The following is a 26,785-nucleotide window of genomic DNA, read 5'->3' on the forward strand; positions in this document are numbered from 1 at the left end:
CTCCGCCCGTCGACCGCAATCCATGCAAACTGCTGCCTCCAGAGCGGCCCAACCGTCCCGCGCAGAACTCAGGCGTATCGTCATTGCCATTGTTATCGGTAACGGTTTCGTGGCGTATGACTTCACCGTCTATAGCTTTTCCGCGGTCATCATCGGCAATCTGTTCTTTCCATCGAGCAATCCCGCGTCGTCGCTGATGCTTTCGCTCGCCACCTTCGGCGCGGGCTTCGTGATGCGCCCGCTTGGCGCGATCATGATCGGCCATATCGCCGACAGCCGCGGCCGCAAAGCCGGCCTCACGGTATCGCTCACACTCATGACCATTGGGACATGGCTGATTGCCTGCCTGCCGGGCTATGCATCGATCGGCCCGGCCGCGACGGTCCTGATGGTGCTCGCGCGCCTGATGCAGGGGCTCGCGGCAGGCGGAGAGATCGGGCCGGCGTCGGCTTCGCTGATGGAGTCGATGGCTTACCGGCACCGGTGTTTCATGGTGAGCTGGCGCGGCGCGAGCCAGGGAGCAGCCGCCTTCGCCGCCGCGCTGGTCGGGGCGAGTACGACGGCGCTGCTGTCGCCCGCTGCGATGCACGACTGGGGATGGCGCGTTCCGTTCGTGCTGGGCGGGCTGATTGGGCCAGTTGGCTGGTATTTACGCCGCCGGATGCCGGCAGCCGCGCCGCTGCAGCGGGCGAGTCACAGCCCGGGACTCAGCCCGGGACGGATCGTCACCGAGCACCCGCGTGCCTTCCTCTGCGGCCTCCTGATGATGGCGGCGCCTTCGGTAGGCATCTACCTCACCGTCTTTTACATGCCGGCCTATCTGGTTCGCACGCTGCACCGGCCGGCGGCGATCAGCCTCCTGACGGCCTGCCTGTCCGGCCTCGTGATCCTCGTGGTGACGCCGCTCATAGCGCGCGCCGCCGACCGCTGCGCCAGCCGCAAGACGCTGCAGTACGTGGCGCTCGTGGCTTCGCTGGCGGCCGCGTGGCCGGCATTCTGGGCGCTGACCCACGGCGTGGGCGATGTCGCCGCGCTCGTTATCATCACGGCGTATGTGGCGCTCGCGGTGAACAACGCAGGCCCGAGTTCGGTGTTAATGATGGAAGCGTTTCCGGCGCATCGGCGTGCCGCTGGAATTTCAGTGATTTACAGCTTCGGCGTGGTTCTTTTCGGCGGATTTTCGCCTTTCCTCGTGACGTGGCTGATCAACCGGACAGGCGATCCGATGATTCCCGCGTGGTATCTGATGGCCGCGACCCTGCTCACACTTGCCGCGCTGAAGGCATTTCCCGAGACCAAAGCGCCGGATGCGCGCCTTGCCGGTGTCCCGCAGCCGCCGGCGTAAGCGCCCACGCATTGAGGTGCTGGAGGTCCAACGCGCGTGCCCGCATATCTTGCGGGCTCATGTCGAAGGCACGGCGAAATGCGCGAGTGAAGTCGGACGCGCTCTGGAAACCGAGTCCATAGGCGATTTCCGTCACCTGGAGATGCGGGAAACGGACCAGTTCGTCCGCCGCCTCCCGCAACCGGCGATTGCGGATGTAGGCGCCGAGCCCGCCGTCGTGCTCGAACCAGCGATAGATCGTGGCGCGTTTCAGTTGTAACGCCTGAACCACGCTGGTCGGCGTGAGGTCGCCCTGGTGCAGATTGGCATCGATGTAGCGCCGCACCTGTCCCATCACGGCAGCCTGCAGCGCCGCCCGGCTCGCGCCGGTCAGGCGTGCCTCCTTGCGGAAGGTGGCCATCAGCAATTGGGCGCCGGCATGCAATGCGTCCGCCGCAGCGGACGGGCCGAGCGTGGGGATTTCTCTGGCGACCGCCACCAGGTGCTCAAGTACGAGGCCGGTCAGCGGCGAACCCTGCTGGACAATCCGGCCGTGAAGCGCCGCGCCGTCGCCCAGTTCCTCGTCCACGATCGCGGACGGGACGAACAGGCTCAGAAGGCGGCTTTCGGGCCGTTCGGCCCGGAACGGCTGGTTCAGATCGAACGCGACGATGCCCTGCACCGAGCCCGGCGCACTGCGTTTCTTGCGCATACCCGTCACATGGCCGATTTCGCCTTCCACGAACAGTTGAAAGACGTAGTCGCGCCGCGAGTCTGTTGAGACGCGCGCCACCGACCGCTCCAGCAGCATGGGGTCAGTGCTGCAGTCCGTAAACACCATGCCGCCCACGGCATACAGGTCGATCTCACCGCGAAATCCCCTGGCGATCCGCTCCTTCGACGGCGGCGCGTCGACCACGTGACCCACGCGCTGGCGCCAGGCCAGAAATTGTTCCTCGGCTGCGAGCGCATGCGTGCTGAAGCGGCTCGTGGAAATGACGGAGCGCGATTCGGCCGCGGCTGCAGCGGCCAGGTGGGGCGGCAATGTGCGCTGATTCATGGATGGATTGCTGCGAGCGGGGGACGCGGTTCTGGTGAAGTAGCGATGGTAACCAGATATTTAACACGCCGTCGCCCAGAACTGAGACGTACGGTAAAGCCTGTCAAAAAACATGCGCTATCGTCGGATGATTAGATGCAGATCGCTTTCATCGACGGCCCAATAAATCCGTTTATAACAGGCCCCGCGCTGGAAAACGCAACTGCGCGCAGAAAGAGCGCCGATCGGCATTCGCGGCGCACTGGGTGTGGAGGCCCAGTTCTTGTCGGCGGCCAATTTACGGGGTATCGAAAGATGAGAGGCACGAACAAGCAACCGACCGCCCAGCGCGGCGGGCGGCGTCCGGCCAGTCTGGTGGATAGCCAGCTGGAGCATCTTGAGAGCATGGTTCAGTACGTGGCGCGTGGGGACGCGGGTAGCGTGCTGGTGCCGTTAGACCATGAGTACTGGGAAAAACGCATTCGCGTGCTGGAAGAGACTCACGAGTTGATTGTCAGCCAGCGCAAACGCGTCATCAAGCTTCTCGACCAGCTCGGGAGTGAAGCGCAGATGAAGCCGGGGCAGCGTACAGCCGCCTGAGTCTGAATCTGTCGAAGGGAAGGGTTGCGAGGATCGGGGGTAGTTGCGGGAGAGTAGACCGGTGCCATCAGGTACCGGCAATAAAAAAGTAGGACCTGAGAGTGCGGCGAGAAGCGGACGGGCCCATAGAGGCCCGCCGCTCTGCTGCGAAACCGTTGGGCGTCTTTCCCATGGCACGTTTGGGGTGAGGCGGTCTGCGCCTTCGGACCTGGCCGGGCAACCGGTCGAGGATCGCCACGAAACTGTCGTTCTCGCCGGGCATGCGCTGCGCGAGGCCCTTATAGAACCCCTGATTTCCAGACCATTTGCGCAGCGGCGCCCAGAACGAACAGCAGGACCAGCACCCGAAACGCCGCCGGCGGCAGCCTGTCCCTAAGCGGCCGTACGAGTAGCATTCCCGCGATCACCGGCACGCTCGCACAAGCCGAAATGACGAGATCGCTCAAGCTGGCATGCGCACCGCCACTAAACGTGGCAACCAGCGTGATGATCGAAACCACGAGGATGATCGCGATCTGCTTCGTAAAGACTTTCCCCGTGGCGCCCGTGGCGATCAAATACATCGCCAGCAAAGGCCCCGGCACCGAAGCGATGCTCTCCATCAACGCCGCACCGAATCCCAGCACGAAGCCAGCCGGTTTGGCCCACCCCGGCGACAACGTAAGCCGCGGTGAAAGCAGCAGGAGCAGCGCCGCGACGATCAGCAATCCACCCGCGGCAGCCTGCGCGCGATGCGGCGCCAGCGAGATCAATACGCCCACGCCGACGATGTTGCCGATCACCGTGCCGATCAGCGGTGCGGCAATGCGCCGAACCGTCGGCAGCATGTCGCCGCCTTCCAGCGCCTGTGGAATATTGCCAAGAATGATTGGCATGGACAGCAACAGAACGGCCTCTTTGATCGGCATGAACTGGCTGAGAATCGGCATCGCCACCAGCGGTACGCCGATACTGACCACGCCCTTGACCATCCCGCCGAGCAACAGCGCCGCAATGATGCCAAGCAGCGCGTAAAGGCTGAGCGTCTGCAGGCTCGCGCCGAGCACGCCACTGGCGAAACTGAAATGAAACATTGCTGAAGTCCGCGAGCCAACCGCGCGGATCCGATGGACCGGAACGCGCGGGCAATGGCGTGTTTTTATCGTTCGGCCTGTTCAGTGCCCGCGTGTCGCGCAAGGTTCGAAGCAGCCGGCCAGGTGAGGCCGCATGATACCGCGCCCTTGCTCATGCCGCATGAAGGCATAACGTAAGGTTGATCTGTTTCAGGCGACATCTGAAGCGGCGCGTTCATCTCTCAATGCACGCTCCGTGCGAGTGGCAAATGGCGGCGGTGTTTGCCCGGCAATCCGATTGGCCGTGCCAGCCTGCGCGCGCCGTGTCTTCAGGCGAAGAATCGGCGCTTCGATCAGCCGCCAGGACAGCACGGCCATTGTCACCGAAAGCAGGAACGACGCGACAATCCCGGCCACATGTGCCCACATCGGGACGGTGCCGCCGAAGAACGCCGTGGCGTGGCGGTTGCGGGTCAGGTCCGGAATCAGGTTGTGATAGAGATAAAAGCCATAACTGATGCGCCCGAAACTCACGAGCCAGCCGGTTTCGAGCAGACCGATCACGGCGGCGTTGCGGCAGCACGCAATCGAACACACAAGCGCCGCGATGCACACGCCATACAAGGCGCTAATCATCGTGAAGGCGAGTGAACTGCCCAACCGGCTCCACGTCGGCTCCGTCACGCAAAATCCCACAAGGCAGATACTCAGGACGAACAGCGTCGTGCCATGTCCGAGCATGACGCGTAAGCGGCTCTCCTTCCCGGCGATCATCAAGCCGCCCATTCCGCCCAACGCCAGCAACCAGAAGTTGGTCAGCGGATGTGTATAGACGGTGATGTCCTGCCATTGTGCCGCTCGCATCGCCAGTAGCGAAACCAGTCCAACCGCGACGATCGCGAGGCACACCGCGCGATGCCGCCGCGCCGTAACCAGCAGCAATAACGGCGCAAACACGAGATAAAACTGTTCCTCGATCGCGAGACTCCAGAGATGCGAGTAACGCCCCGGCCAGTAATGCAGTACGGAGCCGATCCAGAAGTTCGACAGATACGCGAAATGAAACGGCATGCCGCTTGCGAGCTCTGGGCTCGCCATTCCGAACGCCATGAGCACGCACATCACCACCAGCATCAGGTAGTAAACCGGAAAAATGCGCAATGTGCGGCGAAACAGAAAGCGCTTCAGTTCCGCGCCGAACCGGCTGCCGTTGTTTTCGATCCGCGTGCGTTGCGCGGACAGAATACCGATGATCAGAAAACCGCTCAGCGCAAAGAAGATCCATACGCCGAGGTGTCCGATCTCACCAATGTCACCGAATAAACGGTGTTGAAAAAAGACCATCAGGACTGCAATCGCGCGCAATCCGTCGAAGCCGGCGATCCTGTTGTTGGTCATGGGGTTGTCTTCCAGCGGGCGTGCAAGAATCCATCCTACGTTGAAAAAAAGCGAAAAAAATCGCGTAGAGGAAGAGGTGATTTTTTTCAGCGGCCTTTACCGATTGTGTTCGCGCGGGACGCAATAAAAGCCGCAAAACTTGCCGCAAGACTTTCCATCAACCTGGGGCATGACGACTCAGTATTACGACACTCCGACATCTGAATTTCAGATTGCTGCCACTTCGCACGCATTTAAAGGGCGGTTGTCAGCGCGCGCCGGCGTCGTGCACGGTATCGATGGGAACGTTTTATTGTTATGGAGTTCCTACTGAGAACCTTGGCAAATGACCGCTTTTTATGGCGCATTTGCATGCAGGCGCTATCTTGCGAGAACCTGAATGGACAGCCGTCGCGGACGTTCGATCGAAGTGGATTTTTTCCGCGGCGTCGTGTTGATCGTCATCGTGTTGGATCACATTCCCGGCAGCGCGCTGTCGCATCTGATGTTGCACGCGTATGCCCTGTGCGATTCGGCGGAAGTGTTTGTATTTCTCGGCGGCTATGCGTCGGCCGCAGCGTATACGGCGGTACTCGCGGGCCGCGGCGAGAGTGCGGCGGCGATGCGCTTCGTCAGGCGCTGCTGGGAGATCTATCGCGCCTATCTATTGACGGCCGTATTGACCCTGCTATCCGGCGCTGTCCTCGCGCTATTGCATCTGAACCCGCCGATGGTCGATCTCACCGGCTGGCAGCCGTTCGCGGTTCAACCGTTGCACGAGGCATTCGATATTGCCGTGCTGCGGCGCCAGCCGTATCTGTCGAGCGTGCTGCCCATGTACGTGGTCTTTGCCCTGTGCGTGCCGTTCGTGGTGCCGCTGGCGCGCCGTTCGTCGCTCGCGGCACTGGGCCTGAGCATGGCCGTCTGGATGCTCGCCCGGCCGCTGGCCGCACTATTGAGCATTGACGACGTGGCCGACTGGGCTTTTAATCCGTTTGCATGGCAGCTGATGTTCGTGCTCGGCATTCTGTGCCGGGTGCAGCCCATCAGCGAGCGCTTTCACGCCACCCGCACGGCGCGCTGGTTCACGCGCGCGGCGGTGGTCGCGGTGCTCGCGTTCGCCATCGTCAAACTCTTTGTACTGACGCAGCCGCTGCCCGGCCTGAATAAACAGAACCTTTCCGTGGAACGCGTGATCAACTTTATCGTCATTGCCTGGCTCGCCGCGCAGTTCGTGCGTGTGGGCAGCATCGCATGGCTTGCGCAACGATTGCCGGCCGTGGTGACGGTCGGTCGTACCGGGCTTGTATGTTTCGTCTCCGGCACCTTGGTGTCGTTGATCGTCGATACGGCGACACCGCATACGTTCCACGGCTTTCGCGGGACGCTAATTGGACTCGGCGGCGATCTGGTCGCCATCGGCGCGATACTCATGATCGCGCGCGGCTGGAACGACTGGAAAGGGCCGCAGTCGCACACCGCTGCCAACGGCGCGGGTTACGGGTGAGGGCGCGTGTGCGCCGGATGCGCCCTGTGCATTTGAAGCGATATTCGCGCACGCTCGTCATGATCCTTGGCGCGATGCCAGGGCTGAGCGCCTCAGTGGCCTATGCCGCGGCCAGGGAAGCGCCGCTCGCCCTGCGTTGCGTGGAATTCGCGGGAGCGGTGTTGCCACCTGAACTGATCGCCTTGCCCACGGCCGGCGTGCAGATCGAAAGCGCGGCGATGGTGGCGGCTACCGCGCCCGGCAATCAGCAAGGCGGCGAATATTGCCGTATCACCGGTCGCATCAAAGGGCTCAAGGCCAGCACGCCCGATATCCGCTTCGACCTGAATCTGCCGCGCCGCTGGAACGGCCGCGCGCTGCAGATCGGCGGCGGGGGCTATAACGGCGTGGTGGTGAGCGGTACGGGCGTGATGCCGTTCTCCCCGGATCGCGCACCGCTCGCGCAAGGCTATGCAACCTTCGGCGACGACTCGGGGCATGTGGGCAATTCGGCGCTCGCGATTTTCGGCCTCGTCGATGAAGCGGTGACGAATTTCGGCCACGCGCATCTGAAGAAAACACACGACACCGCGCTCGCGCTCATTGCGCGCGCTTACGGGCGGCCGCCGGAGCGCATGTATTTCGCCGGCGGCTCGACTGGCGGCCGCGAAGGCTACACCGTGATGCAGCGCTATCCCGACGACTACGACGGCGTGATCGCCAATTCGCCCGCGCTCAATTTTTCGGGCGTACGTTTGATGGGCGTGAAGCTCGGTCAGGCGGAATATGCGACACCCGGTGGTTTCATTCCACCGCCACTGCTCGAATACGTGGTACAACGCACGCTCGCGGTCTGCGACCGGCTCGACGGCGCGGCGGACGGCATCGTGAGCGACGTTGCCGCTTGCCGGGAACACGAACCGGAAATCATCGCCTCGCTGCGCTGCGCCGGACGCGCTCCTTCGCACGAGACGTGCCTCACCGACGCGCAACTCGCCACCTTGCTGGTCATGCGCGACGGCCTTTCGTTGCCCTACAGGCTGGCGTGGGGCGTCACCGGCTATCGCGGGTACAACGTTTTTCAGGGCACGCATCTGACCGGCCTGCTCGGGCTCGCGCATCAACCCGAGCGTTTGCCGGTGCCGAGCTTCTTCGCCAACGGCTACCTGTTCGCACAGGGCGACGGCTACATTCGCTATTTCGTGACGCGGGACGCGGCGTTCGACTCGCTCAGGTTCGACCCGCTCTATCCCGGCAAATATCGCGGACAGCTTGTCGCGCTGTCCCAGACGATCGGCGCGATGAACCCCGACCTTGGACGCTATATCGCCCACGGCGGCAAGCTCATCACGCTGCAAGGCCTCGCCGACGAAGTCATCAGCCCGAACCAGACCATCGCTTACTATGAAGCGCTGATCGATCGGTTCGGCGTCGACCAGGTCGATGCGTTCATGCGGCTCTATATGGTGCCGGGTTTTCAACATGGCAGCGGGGTGTTCATCCCATCCGTGGACTTGCTGGGCGCGCTCGATAATTGGGTGACGCGTGGCGTATCGCCCGAAACCTTGACCGCGACGGATATTGCGGCCGCAACCAACGGACGCTCGCGTCCGTTGTGCCGCTACCCGCTGTTTCCCCGCTACAGCGGCAAGGGCAACGTGAACCTCGCCAGCAGTTTCGCGTGCGCCGAACCGTGACAGGCTCCGGCCTGCCGGCTTCTACAGAATATCGGGGTTGCGCTGCACGCTTTCTCACTTTCAATTACATTGCGGGTGCGGCCGCGCATTCGCGCCGCCTCCTACCAACCCAATACCGGTGTCTGCCATCGTCGAATCCATGCAGCCTATCGTCTCGGTCACGAATTTGTCGAAAACCTATGCCACGGGTTTTCATGCACTCAAAAACATCAATCTGGCGATCAATCGCGGGGAAATCTTCGCCTTGCTCGGGCCCAACGGCGCGGGCAAAACCACCCTCATCAGCATCATTTGCGGCATCGTCAATGCGAGCGTTGGCAGCGTGATGGTGGACGGCCGCGACATTGCGACCGATTATCGCGGCGCGCGCTCGCTGATCGGCCTCGTGCCGCAGGAGCTCACCACCGACTCGTTCGAAACCGTCTGGGCGACCGTCTCGTTCAGCCGCGGGCTATTCGGCAAGCCGAAAAATCCCGCTTACGTCGAGAAGATCTTGCGTGATCTGTCGCTGTGGGAAAAACGCAATAGCAAGATCATTACGCTGTCGGGCGGCATGAAGCGCCGTGTGCTGATTGCAAAAGCGCTCTCGCACGAACCACGCGTGCTGTTTCTCGACGAACCCACGGCAGGTGTCGACGTCGAGTTGCGCCGCGACATGTGGAAGCTGGTGCGCTCGCTTACGGCCAGCGGCGTGACGATCATTCTCACCACGCACTACATTGACGAAGCCGAAGAGATGGCCGACCGCATCGGCGTGATCAATGCGGGCGAGATCATGCTGGTGGAAGAGAAAACGGAGTTGATGCGCAAACTCGGCAAGAAGCAGTTGACGCTGCAACTGGAGAGTCCGCTCGTGGAGGTGCCGCCGGCGCTGGCCGGTTATGGGCTGGATGTCGCCAAGGGTGGCAACGAGCTGACCTACACGTATGAGGGCGACGGCGGACGCACCGACATCATTGCGTTGCTCAAAGCGCTCGACGATGCCAGCATCCGCTTCAAAGACCTGCATACGACGCAAAGCTCGCTCGAAGACATCTTCGTCAGTCTGCTCCGAGGTAACCAATGAACATCTACGCAATTCGCGCGATCTATAAGTTCGAGATGGCGCGCACCTGGCGCACGCTGATGCAGAGCATCATCGCGCCGGTGATATCCACGTCCCTTTACTTCGTCGTGTTCGGTGCGGCCATCGGTTCGCGAATCAAGGAAGTGGACGGCATCAGCTACGGCGCGTTTATCGTGCCGGGTCTGATCATGCTGTCGCTGCTGTCGCAAAGCATTTCGAATGCGTCGTTCGGTATTTATTTTCCGCGCTTTACCGGCACGATCTACGAGTTGCTGTCGGCGCCGGTGTCGTATCTTGAGATCGTCGTGAGCTACGTGGGCGCGGCGGCTACCAAATCGATTCTGCTCGGGTTGATCATTCTGGCTACCGCCGGCCTGTTTGTGCCGTTGCAAGTGCAGCATCCGTTCTGGATGATTCTGTTTCTGGTGCTCACCGCGGTGACCTTTAGTCTGCTCGGGTTCATTATCGGCATCTGGGCGGATAGCTTCGAGAAATTGCAACTCGTGCCGCTCCTGATCATCACGCCGCTCACGTTCCTCGGCGGCAGTTTCTACGCGGTCAATATGTTGCCGCCGTTCTGGAAGATCGTGACGCTGTTCAATCCGATCGTCTATCTGGTCAGCGGATTTCGCTGGAGCTTCTATGGTCTCGCCGACGTGGATGTCGAAGTCAGCCTCGGAATGACCGCGCTATTTCTGGCGGTGTTTCTCGTGATCGTGGCGTGGATCTTCAAGACCGGGTATCGACTCAAGAGCTAACCGCTTTGAGGCGAACCGGCTCACGGCCGGTTCGCCCCGGATCGCGCCCTCGCAGTCGCAGAGCGGCGCCGACTCCACTACGTTTTCGCCTGCATAATTAAAAACTATATTCAGGCAAGGAAAACAATTTTTGATCAATGATGGCGCGGCGCTACGCTGTGTGCGTCACTCATCGTTCATGCCGTGTATGGCTCAGGATTCAGGTACGAAGGAATCTTGAGCGATTCGCAATTCCGGTGCATGGCTGGTGCTGAGTGGTGCATCCGCACGCGGTGCGTGCGGTCTTCGATCTCCGTTCAAGGACCCGCTCATGTTCAACGCACTGACACGCCGCGCCGCGGCAACGGCTGCCGGCACGCTGCTTTCAACAACACTCGCGACCCTCGCGGCCTTCGCCGCGTTCGCCGCGCCGGCCGCCAACGCGGGAACCCTGACGATTGCCCACACCACCTGGGTCGGCTACGGCACGTTGTACCTCGCGCGCGATCTCGGCTACTTCAAGCAGGAAGGGCTCGACGTCGACCTGAAGACGATCGACGATGCCTCGATCTACATGGCAGCGCAGGCGTCGGGCAAGATCGACGGCTCCGCCTCGACGGTGGACGAGGTGATGAAATTCCGCTCGCCGAATTTCTGCTTCAAGAGCGTGATCGCACTCGACGAAAGCTACGGCGGCGACGGCGTGCTGGTGGGCGACGGCGTGAACAGTTTCGCGGACCTGAAGAAGCAGCCGATCGCCATGAGTGAAGGTTCGGTATCGCAATTCTGGCTGGCGTATCTGCTGAAACAGCGCGGCATGTCGATCAAGGACGTGACGATCCAGAACATGAGCGCTGACGACGCCGCGAGCGCTTTTATCGCCAAACGCGTGCCGGCCGCGGTGACGTGGGAACCGCATCTGACCTTCGTGCGTGAGCACAAGCAGGGCAAGGTGCTGATCGACAGTTCAGCCACGCCTGGCGTGATTGTGGACGTGGTGACCCTGAATTGCGATGTCATCAAAAACCGCCCGAAGGACGTGCAGGCGCTGGTGGACGGCATCTACAAGGCCGTGGCTTACACCAGGGCCAACCCTGAGAAGGCCTACGCGATCATGGCGAAGGGCGTGGGCGGCTACCTGGCCGATCCGAAAGCGTTCGCCGACGCCGCCAAAGGCGTGCGCTTCTACGATCAACCGATGAACGTCGGCCTGCTCGGCACCGCGGCCAAGCCGGGTTCGGTCGAGAAGGTCATCACACTCGGCAGCAGCATCTGGAGCGATCTGGGCAAACAGAAAATCGCCGTCGACTACAACATGCTCGTCGATCCCACGTTCGCCAGCGCCAAGGTGCCGCAATGAGCACGACCCTGCCTAACCCTGCGAAAGCGCCACCCGCGGCACGGCGGCGCGGGCCTTCATTGATCGACGTCTGTCTGACGCCCAAGGCCGACGTGCCGCGTGCCGTGCTGCTCGCGGTCGGCATCGCCGTGTGGTTGGTGGTGCTGGCCGGCTGGTCGCTGCTGACCTATGGGAACGTGATTCCTTCGATGTTCCTGCCGTCGCCGGGCGCGGTGCTCGATGCCGCACAGCGGCTATACGCGGATGGCACGCTCGGCGAGCACGTGTTCGCCAGTGTCCGTGTCGTGCTGATCGGCTTTGCGATTTCGTCTTTGCTGGCGATTCCGATCGGCATGTTGATGGGCACGTTTCGCATCGTCCAGGGCGCGCTCGAACCGATCGTCAACTTCATGCGCTATCTGCCGGTTACGTCCTTCGTGCCGCTGTTCATTCTGTGGATCGGCATTGGCCTGGAGCAGCGCGTGACAGTGATTATCTTCGGCACGTTTTTTCAGCAACTGGTGATGGTGGCCGATGTGTCGCGAGGCGTGTCGAAGGAACTGCTCAACGCGTCGTACACGCTGGGTTCGTCGCGCCGCGATGTGCTGCTCAATGTGCTGACACCGGCTAGCGTGCCGGGGATTCTCGACACCTTGCGCGTGACGATGGGCTGGGCATGGACCTATCTTGTGGTCGCCGAGTTGGTGGCGGCGTCGAGCGGGCTCGGTTATCTGAGCATGAAAGCGATGCGCGGCTTTCAGGTCGACGTGATTTTCATGGCGATCGGCATCATCGGGCTGCTCGGTCTTATCACCGATCAGGCGTTTCGCATCCTCAAACTAAAGGTGGCTCCATGGGCGCAATAACTGCATTGGCGAGGCGCCCCGAGGTCGCCGGGCAAGTGGAACCGTTGCATAAGCCCGTGCCCGAAGCGAAATTACGGGCCATCGACGTCGATCTGCACTACCCGAACGGACACGGCGGCACGACGATCGCGCTCGACAAGGTGTCGCTCGATGTGCCGGAGAAAGAGTTCGCGGTGATCGTCGGGCCTTCCGGTTGCGGCAAGTCCAGCTTGCTGTATCTGGCAGCGGGGCTGGCACAGCCGACCGCGGGCGAAATCGTGGTGGGCGGGCGCACGGTTACGCAGCCGGGTGCGGACCGCGGCATGGTGTTTCAGTCGTACACCCTGTTTCCGTGGCTGACGGTGCGGCAGAACGTCGAATTCGGTTTGCGGCGGCGACGTATGCCCGCAAAAGAGCGCGCCGAAATCGTCGCGCATTACGTCGAGGAGATTGGCCTCAGCCATTTTGTCGATGCCTATCCGAAGCAGTTGTCGGGCGGCATGATGCAACGGGTGGCGATTGCTCGCGCGCTCGCCAACGATCCCGAGGTGCTGTTGATGGACGAGCCGTTTGGCGCGCTCGACAGTCAGACCCGTGCGCAGATGCAGAAACTGTTGCTGCGAGTCTGGGAACGCACGCACAAGACCGTGCTGTTCGTCACGCACGATATCGACGAGGCGATCCTGCTCGGCGACCGCGTATATGTGATGTCGGCGCGTCCCGGGCGCATCAGGGAGCGGCTTGAAATCCCGATCGAGCGGCCGCGTTCGCTCGATATGGTGATGGATCCCGGCTTCATCGCGATCAAACGGCGCGTGCTGAGCCTGCTCCACGACAGCGACGCTGACGACGAGGAAGCCTGACTCGTCCGTATCGGGTAATCCCTCGTGCAACCCCTCATGCAACCCCTCAGGCAATCCCCTTAGTCCATCCGGACGATGCCCGCACGCGTCCAATCGCCGTCAATGACGGTATGAACCTGGAACGGCGCGACAAGGCTTTTCGTCCGCCGTATCGAGGCGCACAGCCACGCGGCAGGCGTTGGAACCGCGTGTAGGGATGGGGACGAGCGGGATGAGGGTGGTGTGATGCGGGAGGGGTGCAGATGAAAACCAGGGTTCAGCGGGATGGCCTGATTGCCGGTTTGCTGGTCGCGATCGGCGTGGTCGGCGTATCCATGCGCCAGCTTTACGAATGCGCCTGGAACGATGAGTTTCCCGGCATGGTGTGTACGGCCGGTTCGTCGCTGTCGATGTTTCTGGGGATCACCGGCCTGGCTGCGCTGGCTGGACGAATCTGGGCACGCCGCTCGGGCTCGGACGAACAGTGCTTCACCTTCCTCGGCGCAGTGGGCGGAGCGGCGCTCGTGTATGCGTTGGTGGTGAGCGGTTTCTAGTTGCCCGTGCCGCGGAAGCAGGCACGAAGCAGAGGCACGAAGCGGTGGGGCACAGCAGGACGGGATAGGCAACCGCGCGGCACAGCGATCGGAACCGCTGCGCCACGCGTGCCGCGCCGTGTATCAGGCCACGATAGCCGGATGCGCCTGCACCGGCCCGCCCAGCGCCTCGCGATGCGAGGGCGGCCGGCGGCCGTCGAGTTCGGTGATGCCATACTCGTGCGCAAGCTCCGCGCCGACCAGCACGAGACCGGATTTCTGCTGACGCTGCGGGTCGCGATACAACGCATCGATCAGGCGTCCCGTGAATTGCGGCGTCTCGGCAAGTTCGCTGAAGCCCGCATACTGTTCGGGGTGCTCGGCAATCACGCGCGCGGTGCGCTCGGTTTGCAGCATGCCCATCCAGATGGAAACCGCCGCAACGCCATACGGTTTCAGATCGACGGCCATGTCCTTCGCGAACTTGTCGACCCCTGCTTTCTGCGCGCCGTACGCCGCGCCGTGCATATAGCAGCTCGCGCCGAACGAGGACGTGAATGCGATCAGCCCGTCGCCTTGTTCGGCCATCATCTGCGCGGCATGCCAGCTCGCGACATACGCCGAGCGCAGGCCGACATCGAGAATATCCACGAGGTCCAGCGGCTTTTCCCAGAACGGCGCGGGACGAATCAGTTCATCGTGCAATACCGTGGCATTGTTGACGAGGATATCAAGGCGCCCGCTGTTGTGACGGATGTAGTCGAACACTTCCGCTACTTGCTGGTCGTCGGCGTGATCGCAGGTGAGGGCGATACCTTTGCCCCCGAGCCTGTCGATTTCGATCGCCGTCGCGTGCACCGTGCCGGGCAAGGGCGCGTCGCCTTCGCGTTGGGTACGCCCGGTCACGTAGACCGTCGCGCCCGTCGCGGCGAGGGCGAGCGCGATACCTTTGCCGGCGCCGCGTGAGGCGCCGGTGACGAGGGCTGCATAGGATTTTTGAGTCATCGGGAGTTCACCATGAAGAGGCTTCGAGTTCGTATGACGCGGGCGGCGCGCTTGCCGGCATCGCCGCGGCGGGCCGAAGCGGTGCCGAGCCCCCCGGCGTGGCAGGCGCGCGTTCGAAGGCGTGCGGATTGTCCAGATCCGCTTCGCCAAGCGGGATGAACGCCATGATCTCCAGTTCGTGCCCGGAGAGCGCCGGCAGCCTGAATGGACTCGACAGCACATTCAGCCGACGCACGCCCAGGTCTCGCAGGATCTGTGAACCAATCCCGGAGAGTCGGCCGTCCTTGCGAACCGGCGTGCCGTTGCCATTGCCATTGCCGTTGCCGGTGCTGGTGTGGTTCATCGCATCGGCGCGCATGTCGCAGTCGAGCAGGACCGCCACGCCGCATCCGGCCGCGTCGATTTTTTGCAGCGCCGCGTGCAGCGGCCACGAATGCGCGGACGGTTCGGCATCGAGCAGATCGAGCAGCGAAAAGCATTCGTGCACGCGTGTGAGCACCGGCACATTGGGCATGGGATTGCCGCGCACCAGCGCCAGATGCGTGGAGTGGCGCACGGTGTCGCGATACTGAATGGCGCGGAACGGTCCCCACGGCGTGTGCAACGGTCGTTCTCCTACACGTTCGACGAGCGACTCGTGCGTGCTGCGATAGTGGATCAGATCGGCAATCGTGCCGATCTTCAAGCCATGGCGTTCGGCGAATTCGATCAGTTGCGGCAGGCGCGACATCGTGCCGTCGTCGTTCATGATTTCGCAGATCACCGCAGCCGGCGTCAAGCCTGCCAGCGCGGTGAGATCGCAGCCGGCTTCAGTATGACCGGCACGCACCAGTACGCCGCCCTGGCGCGCCGCGATCGGAAACACGTGACCGGGCTGCACCAGATGCTCGGCGCGCACATCCGGCTGAATCGCCGTACGGATTGTGTGCGCGCGGTCGGCGGCGGAGATGCCGGTGGTGACCCCTTGCGCCGCCTCGATGCTGACCGTGAATGCGGTGCCGTACTGCGTGCCGTTCTGTTCCGCCATCGGCGGGAGCTTGAGGCGTGCACAATGTTCGGCGCTCAGCGTCAGGCAGACAAGGCCGCGGCCGAAGCGCGCCATGAAGTTAATCGCTTCGGGCGTGACGTGGTCGGCGGCAATCAGCAGATCGCCTTCGTTTTCGCGATCTTCTTCGTCGACCAGAATGATCATGCGGCCGGCTTTCAGCTCGGCGACGATTTCGTCGGTAGTGGCGAGTTTCATGGGTTGATCCCTGTGCTACTGCTTGTTGCTTGTGCTGTCGCTGCAAACAGGAACAGCGGAAAAGCGCTTAACGTGCGCCAGAACCGAATACGGGTGCGCGCTTGCCGAAGAATGCGTCGATGCCTTCGCGGAAATCGTCGCCCGCCGCGCACTGCAGAAAGCTGCGCTGTTCCGCGTAGAGATGCTCGGCGAAACTGCGCTGGGGTGCGTGCAGGATCAGATTCTTGGTTTGCGCGAATGCATCCGGCGAGAGCGCGCCCATTCGCTGCAACAGCGAACGCGTTTGCGCGGCGAGCTCCTCGTCCGGTACGACCCAATTGACGATCCCTGCACGCAGGGCTTCGTCGGCCGTATGCCGCTCGTCGAGATACATCCATTGCGCGGCCTGCTTGGCGCCGAGCGCGCGCGGCAGCGTGTAGGTCGCGCCGCCGTCGGGGGACGTGCCGATACGCCCATACGCCGACGTAAACGTCGCGCTCTTTGCAGCGATTGCCAGATCGCAGGCCGCAACGAGGCTCAAGCCGAAGCCCGCCACGGCGCCGTTGATGCTGGCGATCACCGGCTTGCGCGAGCCCGCGACTGTCTCGACCACGGTTTGCGCGAGCCGTACCAGTTTGCCGATCGCGCGGTCGCGCACCACGGGCCCGGTGTCGAGTGCGGCGCGCATGGTCTGCAAGTCGCCACCCGCCATAAAGGCGTTACCGGCGCCGGTCAGTACGATCGCACGGATCTCGTCGTGATGAGCGAGGCGTGCGAGCTTGGCGTTCAGTTCGTTCGCCATTGCTTCGTTGAGGGCGTTCAGTGCCTCGGGGCGGTCGAACGTAAGCGTCGCGATACCGTCTTCGGCCGCGAGGCGGATTAATGCAGTCATGTCTTTTCTGGTGAACGGAGTCAGGTGTTCTGGACGTGCAGCGCAAGGCGCAATGAGCGGGCTGCCAGCGTGAGTGCATGGTCGGCTGCATCGAGCGCGCCGAGAAAACTGGCGAAGCCGTGCATCTGCCCCGGCCAGCGCAGATGAGTCGTGAGCACGCCCGCATGCGCGAGACGCGCGGCATAGTGCTCCGCCTCGTCGCGCAACGGGTCGCATTCGGCGCTGATGATAGTGGCGCTGGCCACGCCCGTGAGATCGGTCGCGGCGAGCGGGCTGGCGAGTGGATCGGCACGATCGGCGCCCTGCGCGAAATACTGGCTTTTGAACCAGCGCATCATGTCCGCCGTCAGGAAATAGCCGTCGCCCATCGATTCGTATGAAGGATGCTCGGTCGCGCAATCCACCACGGGATAGAACAGCATCTGATGCGCGATATTCACGGCGCTATGACGCAACTGCTGCGCGACTACCGCTGCAAGATTGCCACCTGCGCTGTCGCCTGCAACGGCAAGCGCGCCAGGACGCACGCGCAAATCGCCTGAGTTGGACGCGGCCCAGCGCACGGCGTCGCACGCATCGAGTGCGGCGGCCGGAAATCGCGCTTCCGGCGCAAGCCGGTAATCGACCGATAGCACGACCGTTCGCGCCCGTTGTGCGAGGCAACGGCATACGTTTGCGTGGGTATCGAGCCCGCAGGAAACGAAGCCGCCGCCGTGAAAGAAGACAGTAAGGGGCAGGAGAGCGTTCTCGTTGCCACCCTGAGGCACCGGCCGGTAGAGGCGCGCAGCAATCGGACCGCTTGCGGTGGGAATCATCAGATCTTCTTCGGCCGCAATGGCGTCGCCGGGCGCAAAAGCGCCGCCTGCGGCGAGCATGGCCCGGTAAGCCGGCGCGGTGAGTTGCGCGAAATCGAGTGGGGGCATGCCGGCGAAAGCGGCGAGCACGGCCTGCGCCTGGGGATCGAGCGCCATCGGGTCTCCTGAGAAAACAGTCATGAAAGCGGCTATACCGGGTATAAGCGATGCGGCCACGCAAGACGCGCATTGGCCCGCGAACGGACCGCCAATCTGTGGACAAATCGAGTCATTCGGCGCGCGCGCCGCAACACTGAAGGCATTGAATCGCGGCGGCTTTAAGGGGGCATCGTCCGATTGGACGAGAGTTCGTTCGCACGCTCAGCGAAACTTGTGTCAGCTAAGTACTTCCCCCGATGCCGGCAAACAGATCGGCCCTTAAGCTTGGCGACGCGATGCAAGATCGCATGGAGGACGGAGTGTTGATGGAGACGAAATGGGCCTCTGAAGAAGGCCAGGCCATGAGTGAACTGGCCGGGGTGAGCGTCGCGCAGTTCAGCGAACTGGCCGCACGCATTTATCAAGGGGCGCTGGAAAGCACACCGTGGGCGGGTGCGCTCGAGCTGGTTCGCACCTCGCTCGGCGCGAGCTATGTCACCCTGATTCTGCGTTCGCCTTCGAGCGACCGGCGCGGCCTGATGGTGCACGCATCCGAAATGGGGTCCGGTGTGCCGGGCGAAGCGTCATACAACAACTACTACTATTCGCTCGACCCGTTCGTCGGTTTGCCGGCGGATCGCGTGGTCACGGTCGACGAGGTATTCGGCGACACGGGCTGGCTCACCAGCGAACTCTACAAGCAGTTTCTGAAGCCGGCTGACATTCGCTACATCATGGGTGCCGACCTGCGCACGGAGTCCGGCGTCGAATGCCGGTTTCGCGTGTGCCGCGGTCACGCTGCGAAGCATTTTTCCGCACAGGACAAGGCCTTTTGCGCGTTGTTGCTGCCGCACTTGCGGCGTGCCGTCGAACTGCATTCGCGGCTCGATATCGTGGAGTCGGAGCGCACGCTCTACGCGAGCGCGATCGACCGGATGCTGGTGGGGACGGTGACGCTCGACGAGAGCGGTACGATCATGCGCACCAACAGCGTGGCCGACGAGATTCTCGCGCAGGGCAACGGGCTGCGTGTCGTGCACGGCAACGTCGAGGCGACGGACAGCCAGGAGAACCGCAATCTGCAACGTCTGGTGCGCCATGCACTGATGGGGCACTTCGGCACCGCCGCGCCGATTGTCGAAGCCATGCCGATCACGCGTGGTTGCGATAAGCCGAAACTCGGCGTGCTGGTCCGCACGATTCCGCTATCGGACTGGTCCGAGGACAACAAGCGCCGCCCGGCAACCGTGCTGTTTTTGCGCGATCCCGATCGTAAATCGCAGGGCTCGCAGGAGATCGTGCGCAAGCTGTTCGATCTCACGCCCGCGGAGACTTCGCTTGCGTTGCTGTTGACCAATGGATTGACGCTGGAAGAGGCCGCCGAAGAGTTAGGCATCAGCAAGAACACCGCGCGGGCTCATCTGCGCGCGATCTTCTCGAAGACGGGCGTGACGCGTCAGGCCACGCTCGTGCGCATCCTGCTGGGCAGTGTGGTGCCGCTTGGCTGAACGCAGCTGAACGAACGCGTGCAATACGTGCCATTTGTGCCCTGTACCGCGCCTGTATCGGGCGCGGTACACCTTCGAACCCCTTAAACCCTTAAACCGCGCGCTTTTGCGACAACACCAGCAGCGCGCCGTTCTTGTCCTCCAGCACCGCCCGCCATTCGTGCGGCCCTTGCTGGACCGGCACGCGCACTGACGCACCCGCCGCTACCACACGCGCCATGGCTGCATACAGGTCGTCGTTTTCGTCCAGGCGAAACACCAGTGCCGCGCGTTCGACTATCCGTTCTTCACCCGCCACCAGTGCGATAGTCAGCGCTGCGCCATCCAGCGCGCAATAGCGTTCGCCGTCGCGGAACTTCACCGTCAATCCCAGCCCGTCGACAAAGAGCGGCAGCGCCGCATCGATCGTGTCGACGGGGTACAGCATCATCGAAGCCTTCATTGCATTGCACTCCCATCCGTTGAGCCGCGTTGTATGGCGGTTCGATCGTAGCGTCACGGACGATGGCTGCACGAGGTCCAATCGGACTAGCCGAAGCAGGAAAAATACGGCAATAGAGGCCGCCCTGAATGCAGCAAGAAGCGCGGTCGATCAAAGCTTCTACGCCAAAGCGCACACCGTTAATCCAAATAGACGATGCCGGGCCGCACGCGCGAACTGAAACTTCATTCCGTGGACCGTCACGAACATCGTAGGAATCGATGCGTCGGGAGCGGACCGCCCGTTTCAGCACAGTCCAAAATTCATGGAGACGCACGCAATGAAGTTTTCTCTGATTTACGAAGCCCAGACCACGGACGCTTCGCGGGAAGGCGATCACCGGGTATTCAAGGAGACCGTCGAGCAGGCGTTGCTCGCCGAACAGATGGGTTTCGATACCGTCTGGTGCGTCGAACACACGTCGCTGACGAACTACGCGCATATGAGCGCGCCGGAAACCTTCCTTGCCTATCTGGCCGGCCGTACGACCCGCATTGGCCTCGGCCACGGCGTGATCTGCCTGCCGCCCGCGATGAATCATCCGATCAAGGTGGCCGAACGCGTGGCCATGCTCGACATTCTGTCGGGTGGCCGCGTGCATTTCGGCGTTGGCAAAGGCGGCAGCCAGCAGGAAGCAGGCGCATTCGGCTATGACCTCGCCGAGCTGCAACCGATGATCGACGAATCGATGTACCTCGTGCCGAAAATGTTCGTTCAGGACGAGATCGAGCACGACGGAAAATACATCAAGATTCCTAAACGGCCGATTCACCCGAAGCCGTTTCAGGACCCGCATCCGCCCATGTACATGGCATGTACCAACAACGACGGCTTGCTGCGCGCCGGTCAACGTGGCCTCGGCGCATTGGTGCTCGGTTTCGGCGGCCCCGACGAAGTCGCGAAGAAGAACGCGATCTACCGCGAGGCGTGGGCCACGCGCAAGCCTGAAGATCAGGTGGGCTTCCGTCCGACGCAGCACCTGGCGGCCCTGTGCCCGACCGTGGTGATGAGCGATGGGCAGGCGGCCCGCAAGATCGGCATTCGCGGCCAGCGCTATTTCATGGAGTCGCTCGCTTACTGGTACACCGGCGGCGAGCGTCCGAACCCGGATAGCTGGGGCGACGACCTCGTGAAGGGCAATACCGGCGAAATGGTGATCCGCTCGCGCTTCGCGTCGGAGGAGGTGGTGGTCGATTTCAGCGACCCGGCGCTTTCGATGATGAACCCGAATCACGCTTACGGCACCGTCGACGATTGCATCGGCTATGTGGGCCGCCTGATGGAAGCGGGTGTGGATGAAGTGCTGTTCCTCTGCCAGATGGGCACGGTGTCCCAGGAAGCGCAACTCGAAACGATCCGCAATATCGGCGAGCACGTGATTCCGTACTTCAATCGACTGAAGGACGAAAAGCAGAAGGCGCAAGCCGCCGCATAAGGTCGATGCAGTTGCTGCAAAACAGCGGGCGAGGCGGGCGTCGCTAGTCTCTTCAGACGATGCGACGCCGCAGCCGGCGCTCGAAGATGAACCCAACAAAATAGGCGCGACACCCCTCGCGCGACACAGGAGACAGCCGTGCATCGCGACAACGATTCGAACGCCCTTGCAGCCGAACTGATCGCCCGCGCCGAAGCGCTCGCGCCGGTCTTAGCCGGGCGCGCCGCGCAAGCCGAGGCGAACGGGCGGATTCCCGCTGAAACCGTGGCCGATTTTCAGGCGGCCGGCTTTTTCAAGGTGCTTCAGCCGAAGCGCTACGGCGGCTACGAACTCGATCCGCAAACCTTCTTCGAGATTCAGATGGCGGTGGCGCGCGGCTGTATGTCGACCGCCTGGGTGTACGGCGTGGTCGGCGTGCACAACTGGCAGCTTGCGCTGTTCGACGAACGCGCGCAGCAGGACGTGTGGGGCAAGGATCAAAGCACGCTGATTGCGTCGACCTATATGCCGGTGGGCCGGGTGACGCCGGTTGAAGGCGGCTTCCGTCTGTCCGGGCACTGGAAGTTCTCGAGCGGCAGCGAACTCTGCGATTGGGTCTTTCTCGGCGCGCTGGTGCCGCCGGCGAAAGAAGGCGAGCCGCCGGAATACCGTACCTTCCTGCTGCCGAAAACCGATTACACGATCGAACAGGATTGGGACGTACTGGGCTTGCGCGCGACCGGCAGCCACGACATCGTGGTGAACGATGCATTCGTGCCGGACTATCGCACGCACAAGGCGGTCGACGGCATGATGGGCACGAGCCCCGGCCTCGCGGTAAACGATGCGCCGCTGTTCCATCTGCCGTTCGCGCAGATCTTCGTCCGCGCGGTGTGCACGGCGTGCATCGGCGCACTGGAAGGCGCGCTGGATGACTTCACGTCCTACGCGGCCACGCGCATTAGTGCCAACAGCGGCGCGAAAACCACCGACGACACCGGCGCGCAAACCGCCTGTGCCAACGCGGCGGTCGCGATCGACGAAATGAAAGTGCTGCTGATGCGTAACTTCGGCGAGCTGCTCGCCGCGGCCCATGGTGGCCCGGCGGTATCGATCGAGCGGCGCGTGCACTTCCGCTATCAGTCCGCGCAAGTGGCCGAGCGCTGCGCGCAAGCCGCTAATTCGCTGTTGCGCTACGCGGGCGGCAACGGCATTTACAACCGCAATCCGCTGGTGCGCCGCTTTCTCGATCTGCATGCGGCGCGCGCGCACTACGCCAACAACCTCGATCGTTTCGGCCAGAACCTCGGCGCCGTGATGCTCGGACGCCCGAACACCGATTTCTTCGTCTGATGGATGCCGCCATGAGCGAACAGCAACCGCAGAACTACGTGTTCGACGTCGTGGTGATCGGCTCCGGCGCGGGCGGCATGCTGGCCGCGTGCCGCGCGGCCGACCGCGGCCTGTCCGTCGCCGTGCTCGAAAAGAGCGACGTGTACGGCGGGACCTCGGCGGTGTCGGGCGGCGGCATCTGGATTCCATGCAACCACCATATCGCCGAACTGGGCGCCACGGATACGCGCGAGGCCGCACGAACCTACCTCGATGCCTGCACGAAAGGCATGACCGCGAGCGACCGGATCGACGCCTATCTCGACACGGCACCGGAGATGTTGCGCTATGTCGAAGCGAATACGCCGGTGCGTTACGAAGCCTTGCCGAAGTACGCGGACTACTTTCAGGACCTGCCTGGATCGATGCCGGGTTACCGCGCGCTCGATCCTCTGCCGGTGGACGGCGCGTCGCTCGGTGCGGAGTTCGCGCGCTTGCGGCTGCCTTCGCCCGGGACGCTGATCGCCGGGCGGGTCGCGGTGACGTCGAAAGAGGCGCACATGCTTCTGTCGAAAGCGCCGGGCTATATCGGGCTTGCGCTGAAGCAGTTCGGCCGCTACTGGTTCGATCTGCGCGCGCGCAGCCGCTCGCGGCGCGATCGCCGCCTGACGCTCGGCAATGCATTGGCGGGTGGCCTGCGCCGCGCCTTGCTCGATCGCGACATTCCGCTGTGGCTCAACGCGCCAATGACCGGATTGCTCGAAGCCGACGGACGCGTCACGGGTGTCGTGGTGGAGCGCGGGGGAGAGACCGTGCGTGTGCTCGCGAAGCGCGGCGTGATTCTCGCGGCCGGCGGTTTCGAACGCAATCAGGCGATGCGCGAGCGCTATCTGCCGCGTCCCACGCAAGCGCAGTGGAGCGCGACGCCGCCGAACAATACAGGCGACGCGATTGCAGTCGGCCAGCAATTGGGCGCACAGATTGCGTTGATGGAACACGTCTGGGGCGCGCCGACACTGCACGTCGATCACGAGGAAAAGCAGCGTGCGCTGTTCGTCGAGCGAAATCTGCCGGGTTGCGTGGTGGTCAACGGTCTCGGCAAACGCTTCGTCAATGAGGCCGCGCCGTATTCGGAGTTCGTTCCGGCGATGTATCGCGACCACGCGAAAACCGGGGCGTGCGTTCCGGCCTGGATGGTATTCGACGCGCAGTTTCGCAAGAAGTATCCGTGCGGGCCGATCATGCCCAGCGTGATGATGCCCGACGCCCGCATCCCGGCGGCGTTTCGTTCTCTGCTCTATAAGGCCGATTCGCTCGACGCGCTGGCCGCACGGATCGGTGTCGACGCGCAGGGCTTGCGCGACACCGTGGAGAAAATGAATCGCTTTGCCGCGACCGGTATCGACGAAGAATTCGCCAAGGGCGGCAATGCATTCGACACCTACTACGGCGACCCCAGCGTCCAACCGAATCCGTGCCTGGCACCCATCGAGACCGGACCATTCTACGCCGTGCGTATCGACGCGGGCGACATCGGCACCAAGGGCGGTCTGCTCACCGATTCGCGTGCGCGTGTCCTGCACGCCGACGGCACGCCGATTGCCGGGCTTTATGCGATCGGCAACACCAGCGCGTCGATGATGGGGGCGAGCTACCCCGGCGCGGGCTCGACGCTCGGGCCGGCCATGACCTTTGGCTACATTGCCGCGAATCATCTCGCCGACGGTGGCGATGATCGCGATGGCAACAGCAGTCCTTCAGAACCAGCACGCGCTGCCGGCATCGAACTTCGCGGAGTCACATCATGACCGACCTCACTTCTCACCCGTTGCGCGCCGACATGCTGCTGGCAATGCGCCGCCTCGCGCGCTCGGTCGCTGTCATCAGTTGCTGCGACGGCGAACGTCGTTATTCGATGTCGGCCACCGCGGTCGATTCGCTCTCGACCGAACCGCCCTCGCTGCTGATCTGCATTAACCGCACGTCGTCGATTTTTCCGCCGCTCGACAAAGGCGCGGCATTTTGCGTGAACGTGCTCTCGGCGCAGCATCAGCACATTGCGATCGATTGCAGCGGGCGCCTCAAAGGCGAAGAGCGCTTCACGACCGGTAACTGGCAGCGCTCGGCGCAGGGCGTGCCGTATCTGCACGATTCGCAGGCCAGTCTGATCTGCACGCAGGACGGCCGCTTCGATTACGGCACGCACGCGATCTTTATTGGCCGCGTCGAGCAGGTGCTGATCAGTGGTGAGGTCGATCCGCTCGTGTATGTGGACGGTGTCTATACGACTGCGGCGGCGCCCGTGCGCTGCGCAGCGGCCTGATCGGGAACATGGCGCGATGCTAAGCCCAACGCCCGCAGAGCACGGATCGGCCACGCCGGTCGACATGCCGCTTGTCGTCGACGATCCTGCGTGCGTGCGCTGGGACGACGTATGCGACGTACTGGTGGCGGGTTTCGGTGCGGCGGGCGCGTGCGCCGCGCTGGAAGCGGCGGCGGCCGGTGCGAAAGTGCGGATTGTCGAGCGTTTCGAGGGCGGTGGCGCGAGCGCGAAAAGCGGTGGCGTGGTCTACGCAGGCGGCGGCACACGCTATCAGATCGAAGCGGGCTACAGCGACACGCCCGAGGCAATGTTCGCGTACCTGCAACAGGAAGTGGGCGACGCGGTGTCCGCGGCGACGCTCAAACGTTTTTGCGCAGGCAGCGTCGATCTGTTGCACTGGCTCGAACGCCTCGGCGTGCGCTTTGCCGCGTCGGTGCCGCCGCGCAAGACGTCGTATCCGCAGAACCGCTATTACCTGTATTACTCGGGCAACGAGGCGGTGGGCGATGCCGTGCGCGAACATGCGCCGGCACCGCGCGGGCATCGGGTGGTTGGCGACGGCATGTCGGGGCGCGTGCTGTACGACACGCTGCGGCGCGCGGTGGATGCACAGCCCTTGGTCGACACGATGTGCCACGCAAGCGTGCGCAGGCTGGTCACCGACCGCAGCGGGCGCGTAATCGGCGCGCAAGTCTGGCAAGTGGCGCCGGGCCGTGCGCAGCGTACCCATCGCCGGCTCGCGCGCTGGGCCGAGCGCCTGCATAACGGCATGCCGGCGTGGGCCGACCGGTTGCGCGCCGCGCTTTATCGCGTCGAGCAGCGCGAGGGCCGGCTCATCACGATCAAGGCCGATGCGGTGGTATTGAGCACCGGCGGCTTCATCTTCAACCGGTCGATGGTGGCGCATTACGCGCCGCGTTATCTGCCGAACTGGCGTCTTGGCACGACGGGTTGCGACGGTTCGGGCATCCGGCTTGGCTTATCTGCCGGTGCCATGGCGCAGCGGCTCGAACGTGTGTCCGCGTGGCGCTTCATCAATCCGCCGTACGCATGGGCGCAAGGCTGTGTTGTGGACCGCCACGGCGAGCGCTTTTGCAACGAGGAAATCTATGGCGCCGCGCTCGGCCACGCGATGTGCGAGAACCGTGAAGGACATGCGTGGCTGATTCTCGATGCGCGGCTCGTCAAGCTCGCGCTCAGGGAATGTTTGCGCGGCAAGCTGTGGGCGTTCCAGAGCGTGCCCGCGATGCTGTTGATGCTGGCCGGCCGCCAACGCGCCCGCTCGCCGGCCGAACTGGCCGCACGCATCGGCTGCGACCCGGCCGTGCTCGAGCGCACCATCAATGCCTACAACCTGGGCGCGCTTAACGGCATCGACCGTGCGTTCGGCAAATCCGCCGCGATGTTGCAGCCGCTCATGCAAGGCCCTTACTACGCGATCGACATTTCATCGGACAGCCGCGTGTTCCCGTGCCCGTCGATCACGCTGGGCGGCTTGCAAGTCGACGAGACGAGCAACGCGGTGCTGTCTTCGGACGGCGCACCGATCGAGGGCTTGTTCGCCGCCGGCCGGGCCGCTTGCGGCCTGGCATCGAATCACTACGTGAGCGGCCTCTCGCTCGCGGACTGTATCTGGTCCGGCCGCCAGGCGGGCCGGGCCGCAGCGGGCGTGGTTCTCGCGAACGCCGCCCATTCCCTGACTGAAACTGACTGACACT

The 26,785-nt window shown here is 63.2% G+C and carries 24 protein-coding genes; 16 read left to right on the forward strand and 8 right to left on the reverse strand.

All coding sequences use genetic code 11. The annotated features are described in order from the left end of the window. Nucleotides 1-22: 22 nt before the first annotated feature. Nucleotides 23-1,345 carry an MFS transporter gene (locus tag KHO23_RS11125; RefSeq protein WP_211611058.1) on the forward strand — a complete coding sequence of 441 codons (1,323 nt, stop codon included), beginning with the start codon at nt 23-25 and terminating at the stop codon, nt 1,343-1,345. Here KHO23_RS11125 and KHO23_RS11130 read toward each other — a convergent pair. Then, the gene (locus tag KHO23_RS11130; protein ID WP_211611059.1) at nt 1,263-2,384 is read right to left on the reverse strand and encodes an AraC family transcriptional regulator; all 1,122 of its coding nucleotides are present in this window, start codon (nt 2,382-2,384) and stop codon (nt 1,263-1,265) included. The two genes, KHO23_RS11125 and KHO23_RS11130, sit on opposite strands and share 83 nt — an antisense overlap. Before the next feature lie 294 nt (nt 2,385-2,678). Between KHO23_RS11130 and KHO23_RS11135 the strand changes: the two genes are divergently transcribed. Next, nucleotides 2,679-2,963 (forward strand): hypothetical protein, encoded by a 285-nt coding sequence (locus KHO23_RS11135; protein WP_211611060.1) that lies wholly within the window; start codon nt 2,679-2,681, stop codon nt 2,961-2,963. Between the two features lie 278 nt (nt 2,964-3,241). Here the strand turns inward: KHO23_RS11135 and KHO23_RS11140 are convergent, their stop codons facing one another. Together KHO23_RS11140 and KHO23_RS11145 are read right to left on the reverse strand one after the other, a co-directional pair. After that, nucleotides 3,242-4,036, reverse strand: a complete 795-nt coding sequence (locus KHO23_RS11140) for a TSUP family transporter (RefSeq protein WP_211611061.1) — start codon at nt 4,034-4,036, stop codon at nt 3,242-3,244. Nucleotides 4,037-4,225: 189 nt separating this feature from the next. Then, nucleotides 4,226-5,413 (reverse strand): acyltransferase family protein, encoded by a 1,188-nt coding sequence (locus KHO23_RS11145; RefSeq protein WP_211611062.1) that lies wholly within the window; start codon nt 5,411-5,413, stop codon nt 4,226-4,228. A 379-nt stretch (nt 5,414-5,792) separates the two neighbouring features. Here KHO23_RS11145 and KHO23_RS11150 point away from each other — a divergent pair, with 379 nt between their 5' ends. The 8 genes from KHO23_RS11150 to KHO23_RS11185 all read left to right on the forward strand — a co-directional run bounded on the left by KHO23_RS11150 (nt 5,793) and on the right by KHO23_RS11185 (nt 13,958). Continuing rightward, nucleotides 5,793-6,899: an OpgC domain-containing protein gene (locus KHO23_RS11150; protein ID WP_211611063.1), complete on the forward strand. Its 1,107-nt coding sequence runs from the start codon at nt 5,793-5,795 to the stop codon at nt 6,897-6,899. Nucleotides 6,900-6,958: 59 nt separating this feature from the next. Further along, nucleotides 6,959-8,575, forward strand: coding sequence for a tannase/feruloyl esterase family alpha/beta hydrolase (locus KHO23_RS11155; protein ID WP_236066803.1), 1,617 nt, complete (start codon nt 6,959-6,961; stop codon nt 8,573-8,575). 139 nt (nt 8,576-8,714) lie between these two features. After that, a complete protein-coding gene (locus KHO23_RS11160) occupies nt 8,715-9,641 on the forward strand; it encodes an ABC transporter ATP-binding protein (protein ID WP_211611065.1) in 927 nt (308 codons plus the stop codon). Next, nucleotides 9,638-10,399 carry an ABC transporter permease gene (locus tag KHO23_RS11165; protein ID WP_211611066.1) on the forward strand — a complete coding sequence of 254 codons (762 nt, stop codon included), beginning with the start codon at nt 9,638-9,640 and terminating at the stop codon, nt 10,397-10,399. Before KHO23_RS11160 ends, KHO23_RS11165 begins: the two co-directional genes overlap by 4 nt. Before the next feature lie 310 nt (nt 10,400-10,709). Next, nucleotides 10,710-11,738, forward strand: a complete 1,029-nt coding sequence (locus KHO23_RS11170) for an ABC transporter substrate-binding protein (RefSeq protein WP_211611067.1) — start codon at nt 10,710-10,712, stop codon at nt 11,736-11,738. Then, nucleotides 11,735-12,583: an ABC transporter permease gene (locus KHO23_RS11175; RefSeq protein ID WP_211611068.1), complete on the forward strand. Its 849-nt coding sequence runs from the start codon at nt 11,735-11,737 to the stop codon at nt 12,581-12,583. The genes KHO23_RS11170 and KHO23_RS11175 overlap by 4 nt, the downstream gene beginning before the upstream one ends. Then, entirely contained in the window at nt 12,571-13,425 is an 855-nt protein-coding gene (locus KHO23_RS11180; RefSeq protein WP_211611069.1) for an ABC transporter ATP-binding protein, read from the forward strand. Before KHO23_RS11175 ends, KHO23_RS11180 begins: the two co-directional genes overlap by 13 nt. A 242-nt stretch (nt 13,426-13,667) precedes the next feature. Beyond that, entirely contained in the window at nt 13,668-13,958 is a 291-nt protein-coding gene (locus tag KHO23_RS11185; protein WP_211611070.1) for a hypothetical protein, read from the forward strand. Nucleotides 13,959-14,081: 123 nt separating this feature from the next. On the opposite strand, the gene KHO23_RS11190 is transcribed toward KHO23_RS11185, so the two are convergent. The 4 genes from KHO23_RS11190 to KHO23_RS11205 form a co-directional block, all read right to left on the reverse strand. Next, nucleotides 14,082-14,942 (reverse strand): SDR family NAD(P)-dependent oxidoreductase, encoded by an 861-nt coding sequence (locus KHO23_RS11190; protein WP_211611071.1) that lies wholly within the window; start codon nt 14,940-14,942, stop codon nt 14,082-14,084. A 7-nt stretch (nt 14,943-14,949) separates the two neighbouring features. Further along, a complete protein-coding gene (gene ribBA / locus KHO23_RS11195) occupies nt 14,950-16,185 on the reverse strand; it encodes a bifunctional 3,4-dihydroxy-2-butanone-4-phosphate synthase/GTP cyclohydrolase II (RefSeq protein ID WP_211611072.1) in 1,236 nt (411 codons plus the stop codon). Between the two features lie 67 nt (nt 16,186-16,252). Continuing rightward, nucleotides 16,253-17,056, reverse strand: a complete 804-nt coding sequence (locus KHO23_RS11200) for an enoyl-CoA hydratase/isomerase family protein (protein WP_211611073.1) — start codon at nt 17,054-17,056, stop codon at nt 16,253-16,255. Between the two features lie 20 nt (nt 17,057-17,076). Further along, nucleotides 17,077-18,027 carry an alpha/beta hydrolase gene (locus KHO23_RS11205; protein WP_211611074.1) on the reverse strand — a complete coding sequence of 317 codons (951 nt, stop codon included), beginning with the start codon at nt 18,025-18,027 and terminating at the stop codon, nt 17,077-17,079. A 308-nt stretch (nt 18,028-18,335) separates the two neighbouring features. Between KHO23_RS11205 and KHO23_RS11210 the strand changes: the two genes are divergently transcribed. Continuing rightward, nucleotides 18,336-19,517, forward strand: coding sequence for a helix-turn-helix transcriptional regulator (locus tag KHO23_RS11210; protein ID WP_211611075.1), 1,182 nt, complete (start codon nt 18,336-18,338; stop codon nt 19,515-19,517). Nucleotides 19,518-19,608: 91 nt separating this feature from the next. Here KHO23_RS11210 and KHO23_RS11215 read toward each other — a convergent pair whose 3' ends face one another. Further along, on the reverse strand, nt 19,609-19,959 hold the full coding sequence (locus KHO23_RS11215; RefSeq protein WP_211611076.1) for a VOC family protein: 351 nt from the start codon (nt 19,957-19,959) through the stop codon (nt 19,609-19,611). A 319-nt stretch (nt 19,960-20,278) separates the two neighbouring features. On the opposite strand from KHO23_RS11215, the gene KHO23_RS11220 reads away from it, so the two are divergent. From KHO23_RS11220 to KHO23_RS11240, 5 genes are all read left to right on the forward strand, one after another. After that, the gene (locus tag KHO23_RS11220; protein ID WP_211611077.1) at nt 20,279-21,433 is read left to right on the forward strand and encodes an LLM class flavin-dependent oxidoreductase; all 1,155 of its coding nucleotides are present in this window, start codon (nt 20,279-20,281) and stop codon (nt 21,431-21,433) included. 138 nt (nt 21,434-21,571) lie between these two features. After that, a complete protein-coding gene (locus tag KHO23_RS11225; protein WP_211611078.1) occupies nt 21,572-22,765 on the forward strand; it encodes an acyl-CoA dehydrogenase family protein in 1,194 nt (397 codons plus the stop codon). A gap of 11 nt (nt 22,766-22,776) precedes the next feature. After that, on the forward strand, nt 22,777-24,552 hold the full coding sequence (locus tag KHO23_RS11230; protein ID WP_211611079.1) for an FAD-dependent oxidoreductase: 1,776 nt from the start codon (nt 22,777-22,779) through the stop codon (nt 24,550-24,552). After that, on the forward strand, nt 24,549-25,067 hold the full coding sequence (locus KHO23_RS11235; RefSeq protein WP_211611080.1) for a flavin reductase family protein: 519 nt from the start codon (nt 24,549-24,551) through the stop codon (nt 25,065-25,067). Before KHO23_RS11230 ends, KHO23_RS11235 begins: the two co-directional genes overlap by 4 nt. 16 nt (nt 25,068-25,083) lie before the next feature. Next, on the forward strand, nt 25,084-26,781 hold the full coding sequence (locus KHO23_RS11240; RefSeq protein WP_211611081.1) for an FAD-binding protein: 1,698 nt from the start codon (nt 25,084-25,086) through the stop codon (nt 26,779-26,781). Nucleotides 26,782-26,785 lie beyond the last annotated feature (4 nt).

Origin of the sequence: Paraburkholderia haematera, from assembly GCF_905220975.1 — a bacterium.
GTDB classification, from domain to species: Bacteria; Pseudomonadota; Gammaproteobacteria; order Burkholderiales; family Burkholderiaceae; genus Paraburkholderia; species Paraburkholderia haematera.

What these genes read in the sequence shown, in the direction of transcription:
- KHO23_RS11165 (WP_211611066.1), top strand. Translation starts at nt 9,638, where the DNA reads ATGAACATCTACGCAATTCGCGCGATCTATAAGTTCGAGATGGCGCGC.
- KHO23_RS11160 (WP_211611065.1), top strand. Translation starts at nt 8,715, where the DNA reads ATGCAGCCTATCGTCTCGGTCACGAATTTGTCGAAAACCTATGCCACG.
- KHO23_RS11185 (WP_211611070.1), top strand. Translation starts at nt 13,668, where the DNA reads ATGAAAACCAGGGTTCAGCGGGATGGCCTGATTGCCGGTTTGCTGGTC.
- KHO23_RS11205 (WP_211611074.1), bottom strand. Translation starts at nt 18,027, where the DNA reads ATGGCGCTCGATCCCCAGGCGCAGGCCGTGCTCGCCGCTTTCGCCGGC.
- KHO23_RS11180 (WP_211611069.1), top strand. Translation starts at nt 12,571, where the DNA reads ATGGGCGCAATAACTGCATTGGCGAGGCGCCCCGAGGTCGCCGGGCAA.
- KHO23_RS11175 (WP_211611068.1), top strand. Translation starts at nt 11,735, where the DNA reads ATGAGCACGACCCTGCCTAACCCTGCGAAAGCGCCACCCGCGGCACGG.
- KHO23_RS11130 (WP_211611059.1), bottom strand. Translation starts at nt 2,384, where the DNA reads ATGAATCAGCGCACATTGCCGCCCCACCTGGCCGCTGCAGCCGCGGCC.
- KHO23_RS11145 (WP_211611062.1), bottom strand. Translation starts at nt 5,413, where the DNA reads ATGACCAACAACAGGATCGCCGGCTTCGACGGATTGCGCGCGATTGCA.
- KHO23_RS11215 (WP_211611076.1), bottom strand. Translation starts at nt 19,959, where the DNA reads ATGAAGGCTTCGATGATGCTGTACCCCGTCGACACGATCGATGCGGCG.
- KHO23_RS11200 (WP_211611073.1), bottom strand. Translation starts at nt 17,056, where the DNA reads ATGACTGCATTAATCCGCCTCGCGGCCGAAGACGGTATCGCGACGCTT.
- KHO23_RS11140 (WP_211611061.1), bottom strand. Translation starts at nt 4,036, where the DNA reads ATGTTTCATTTCAGTTTCGCCAGTGGCGTGCTCGGCGCGAGCCTGCAG.
- KHO23_RS11150 (WP_211611063.1), top strand. Translation starts at nt 5,793, where the DNA reads ATGGACAGCCGTCGCGGACGTTCGATCGAAGTGGATTTTTTCCGCGGC.
- KHO23_RS11125 (WP_211611058.1), top strand. Translation starts at nt 23, where the DNA reads ATGCAAACTGCTGCCTCCAGAGCGGCCCAACCGTCCCGCGCAGAACTC.
- KHO23_RS11155 (WP_236066803.1), top strand. Translation starts at nt 6,959, where the DNA reads ATGATCCTTGGCGCGATGCCAGGGCTGAGCGCCTCAGTGGCCTATGCC.
- KHO23_RS11170 (WP_211611067.1), top strand. Translation starts at nt 10,710, where the DNA reads ATGTTCAACGCACTGACACGCCGCGCCGCGGCAACGGCTGCCGGCACG.
- KHO23_RS11230 (WP_211611079.1), top strand. Translation starts at nt 22,777, where the DNA reads ATGAGCGAACAGCAACCGCAGAACTACGTGTTCGACGTCGTGGTGATC.
- KHO23_RS11220 (WP_211611077.1), top strand. Translation starts at nt 20,279, where the DNA reads ATGAAGTTTTCTCTGATTTACGAAGCCCAGACCACGGACGCTTCGCGG.
- KHO23_RS11240 (WP_211611081.1), top strand. Translation starts at nt 25,084, where the DNA reads ATGCTAAGCCCAACGCCCGCAGAGCACGGATCGGCCACGCCGGTCGAC.
- KHO23_RS11210 (WP_211611075.1), top strand. Translation starts at nt 18,336, where the DNA reads ATGGAGACGAAATGGGCCTCTGAAGAAGGCCAGGCCATGAGTGAACTG.
- ribBA (WP_211611072.1), bottom strand. Translation starts at nt 16,185, where the DNA reads ATGAAACTCGCCACTACCGACGAAATCGTCGCCGAGCTGAAAGCCGGC.
- KHO23_RS11190 (WP_211611071.1), bottom strand. Translation starts at nt 14,942, where the DNA reads ATGACTCAAAAATCCTATGCAGCCCTCGTCACCGGCGCCTCACGCGGC.
- KHO23_RS11135 (WP_211611060.1), top strand. Translation starts at nt 2,679, where the DNA reads ATGAGAGGCACGAACAAGCAACCGACCGCCCAGCGCGGCGGGCGGCGT.
- KHO23_RS11235 (WP_211611080.1), top strand. Translation starts at nt 24,549, where the DNA reads ATGACCGACCTCACTTCTCACCCGTTGCGCGCCGACATGCTGCTGGCA.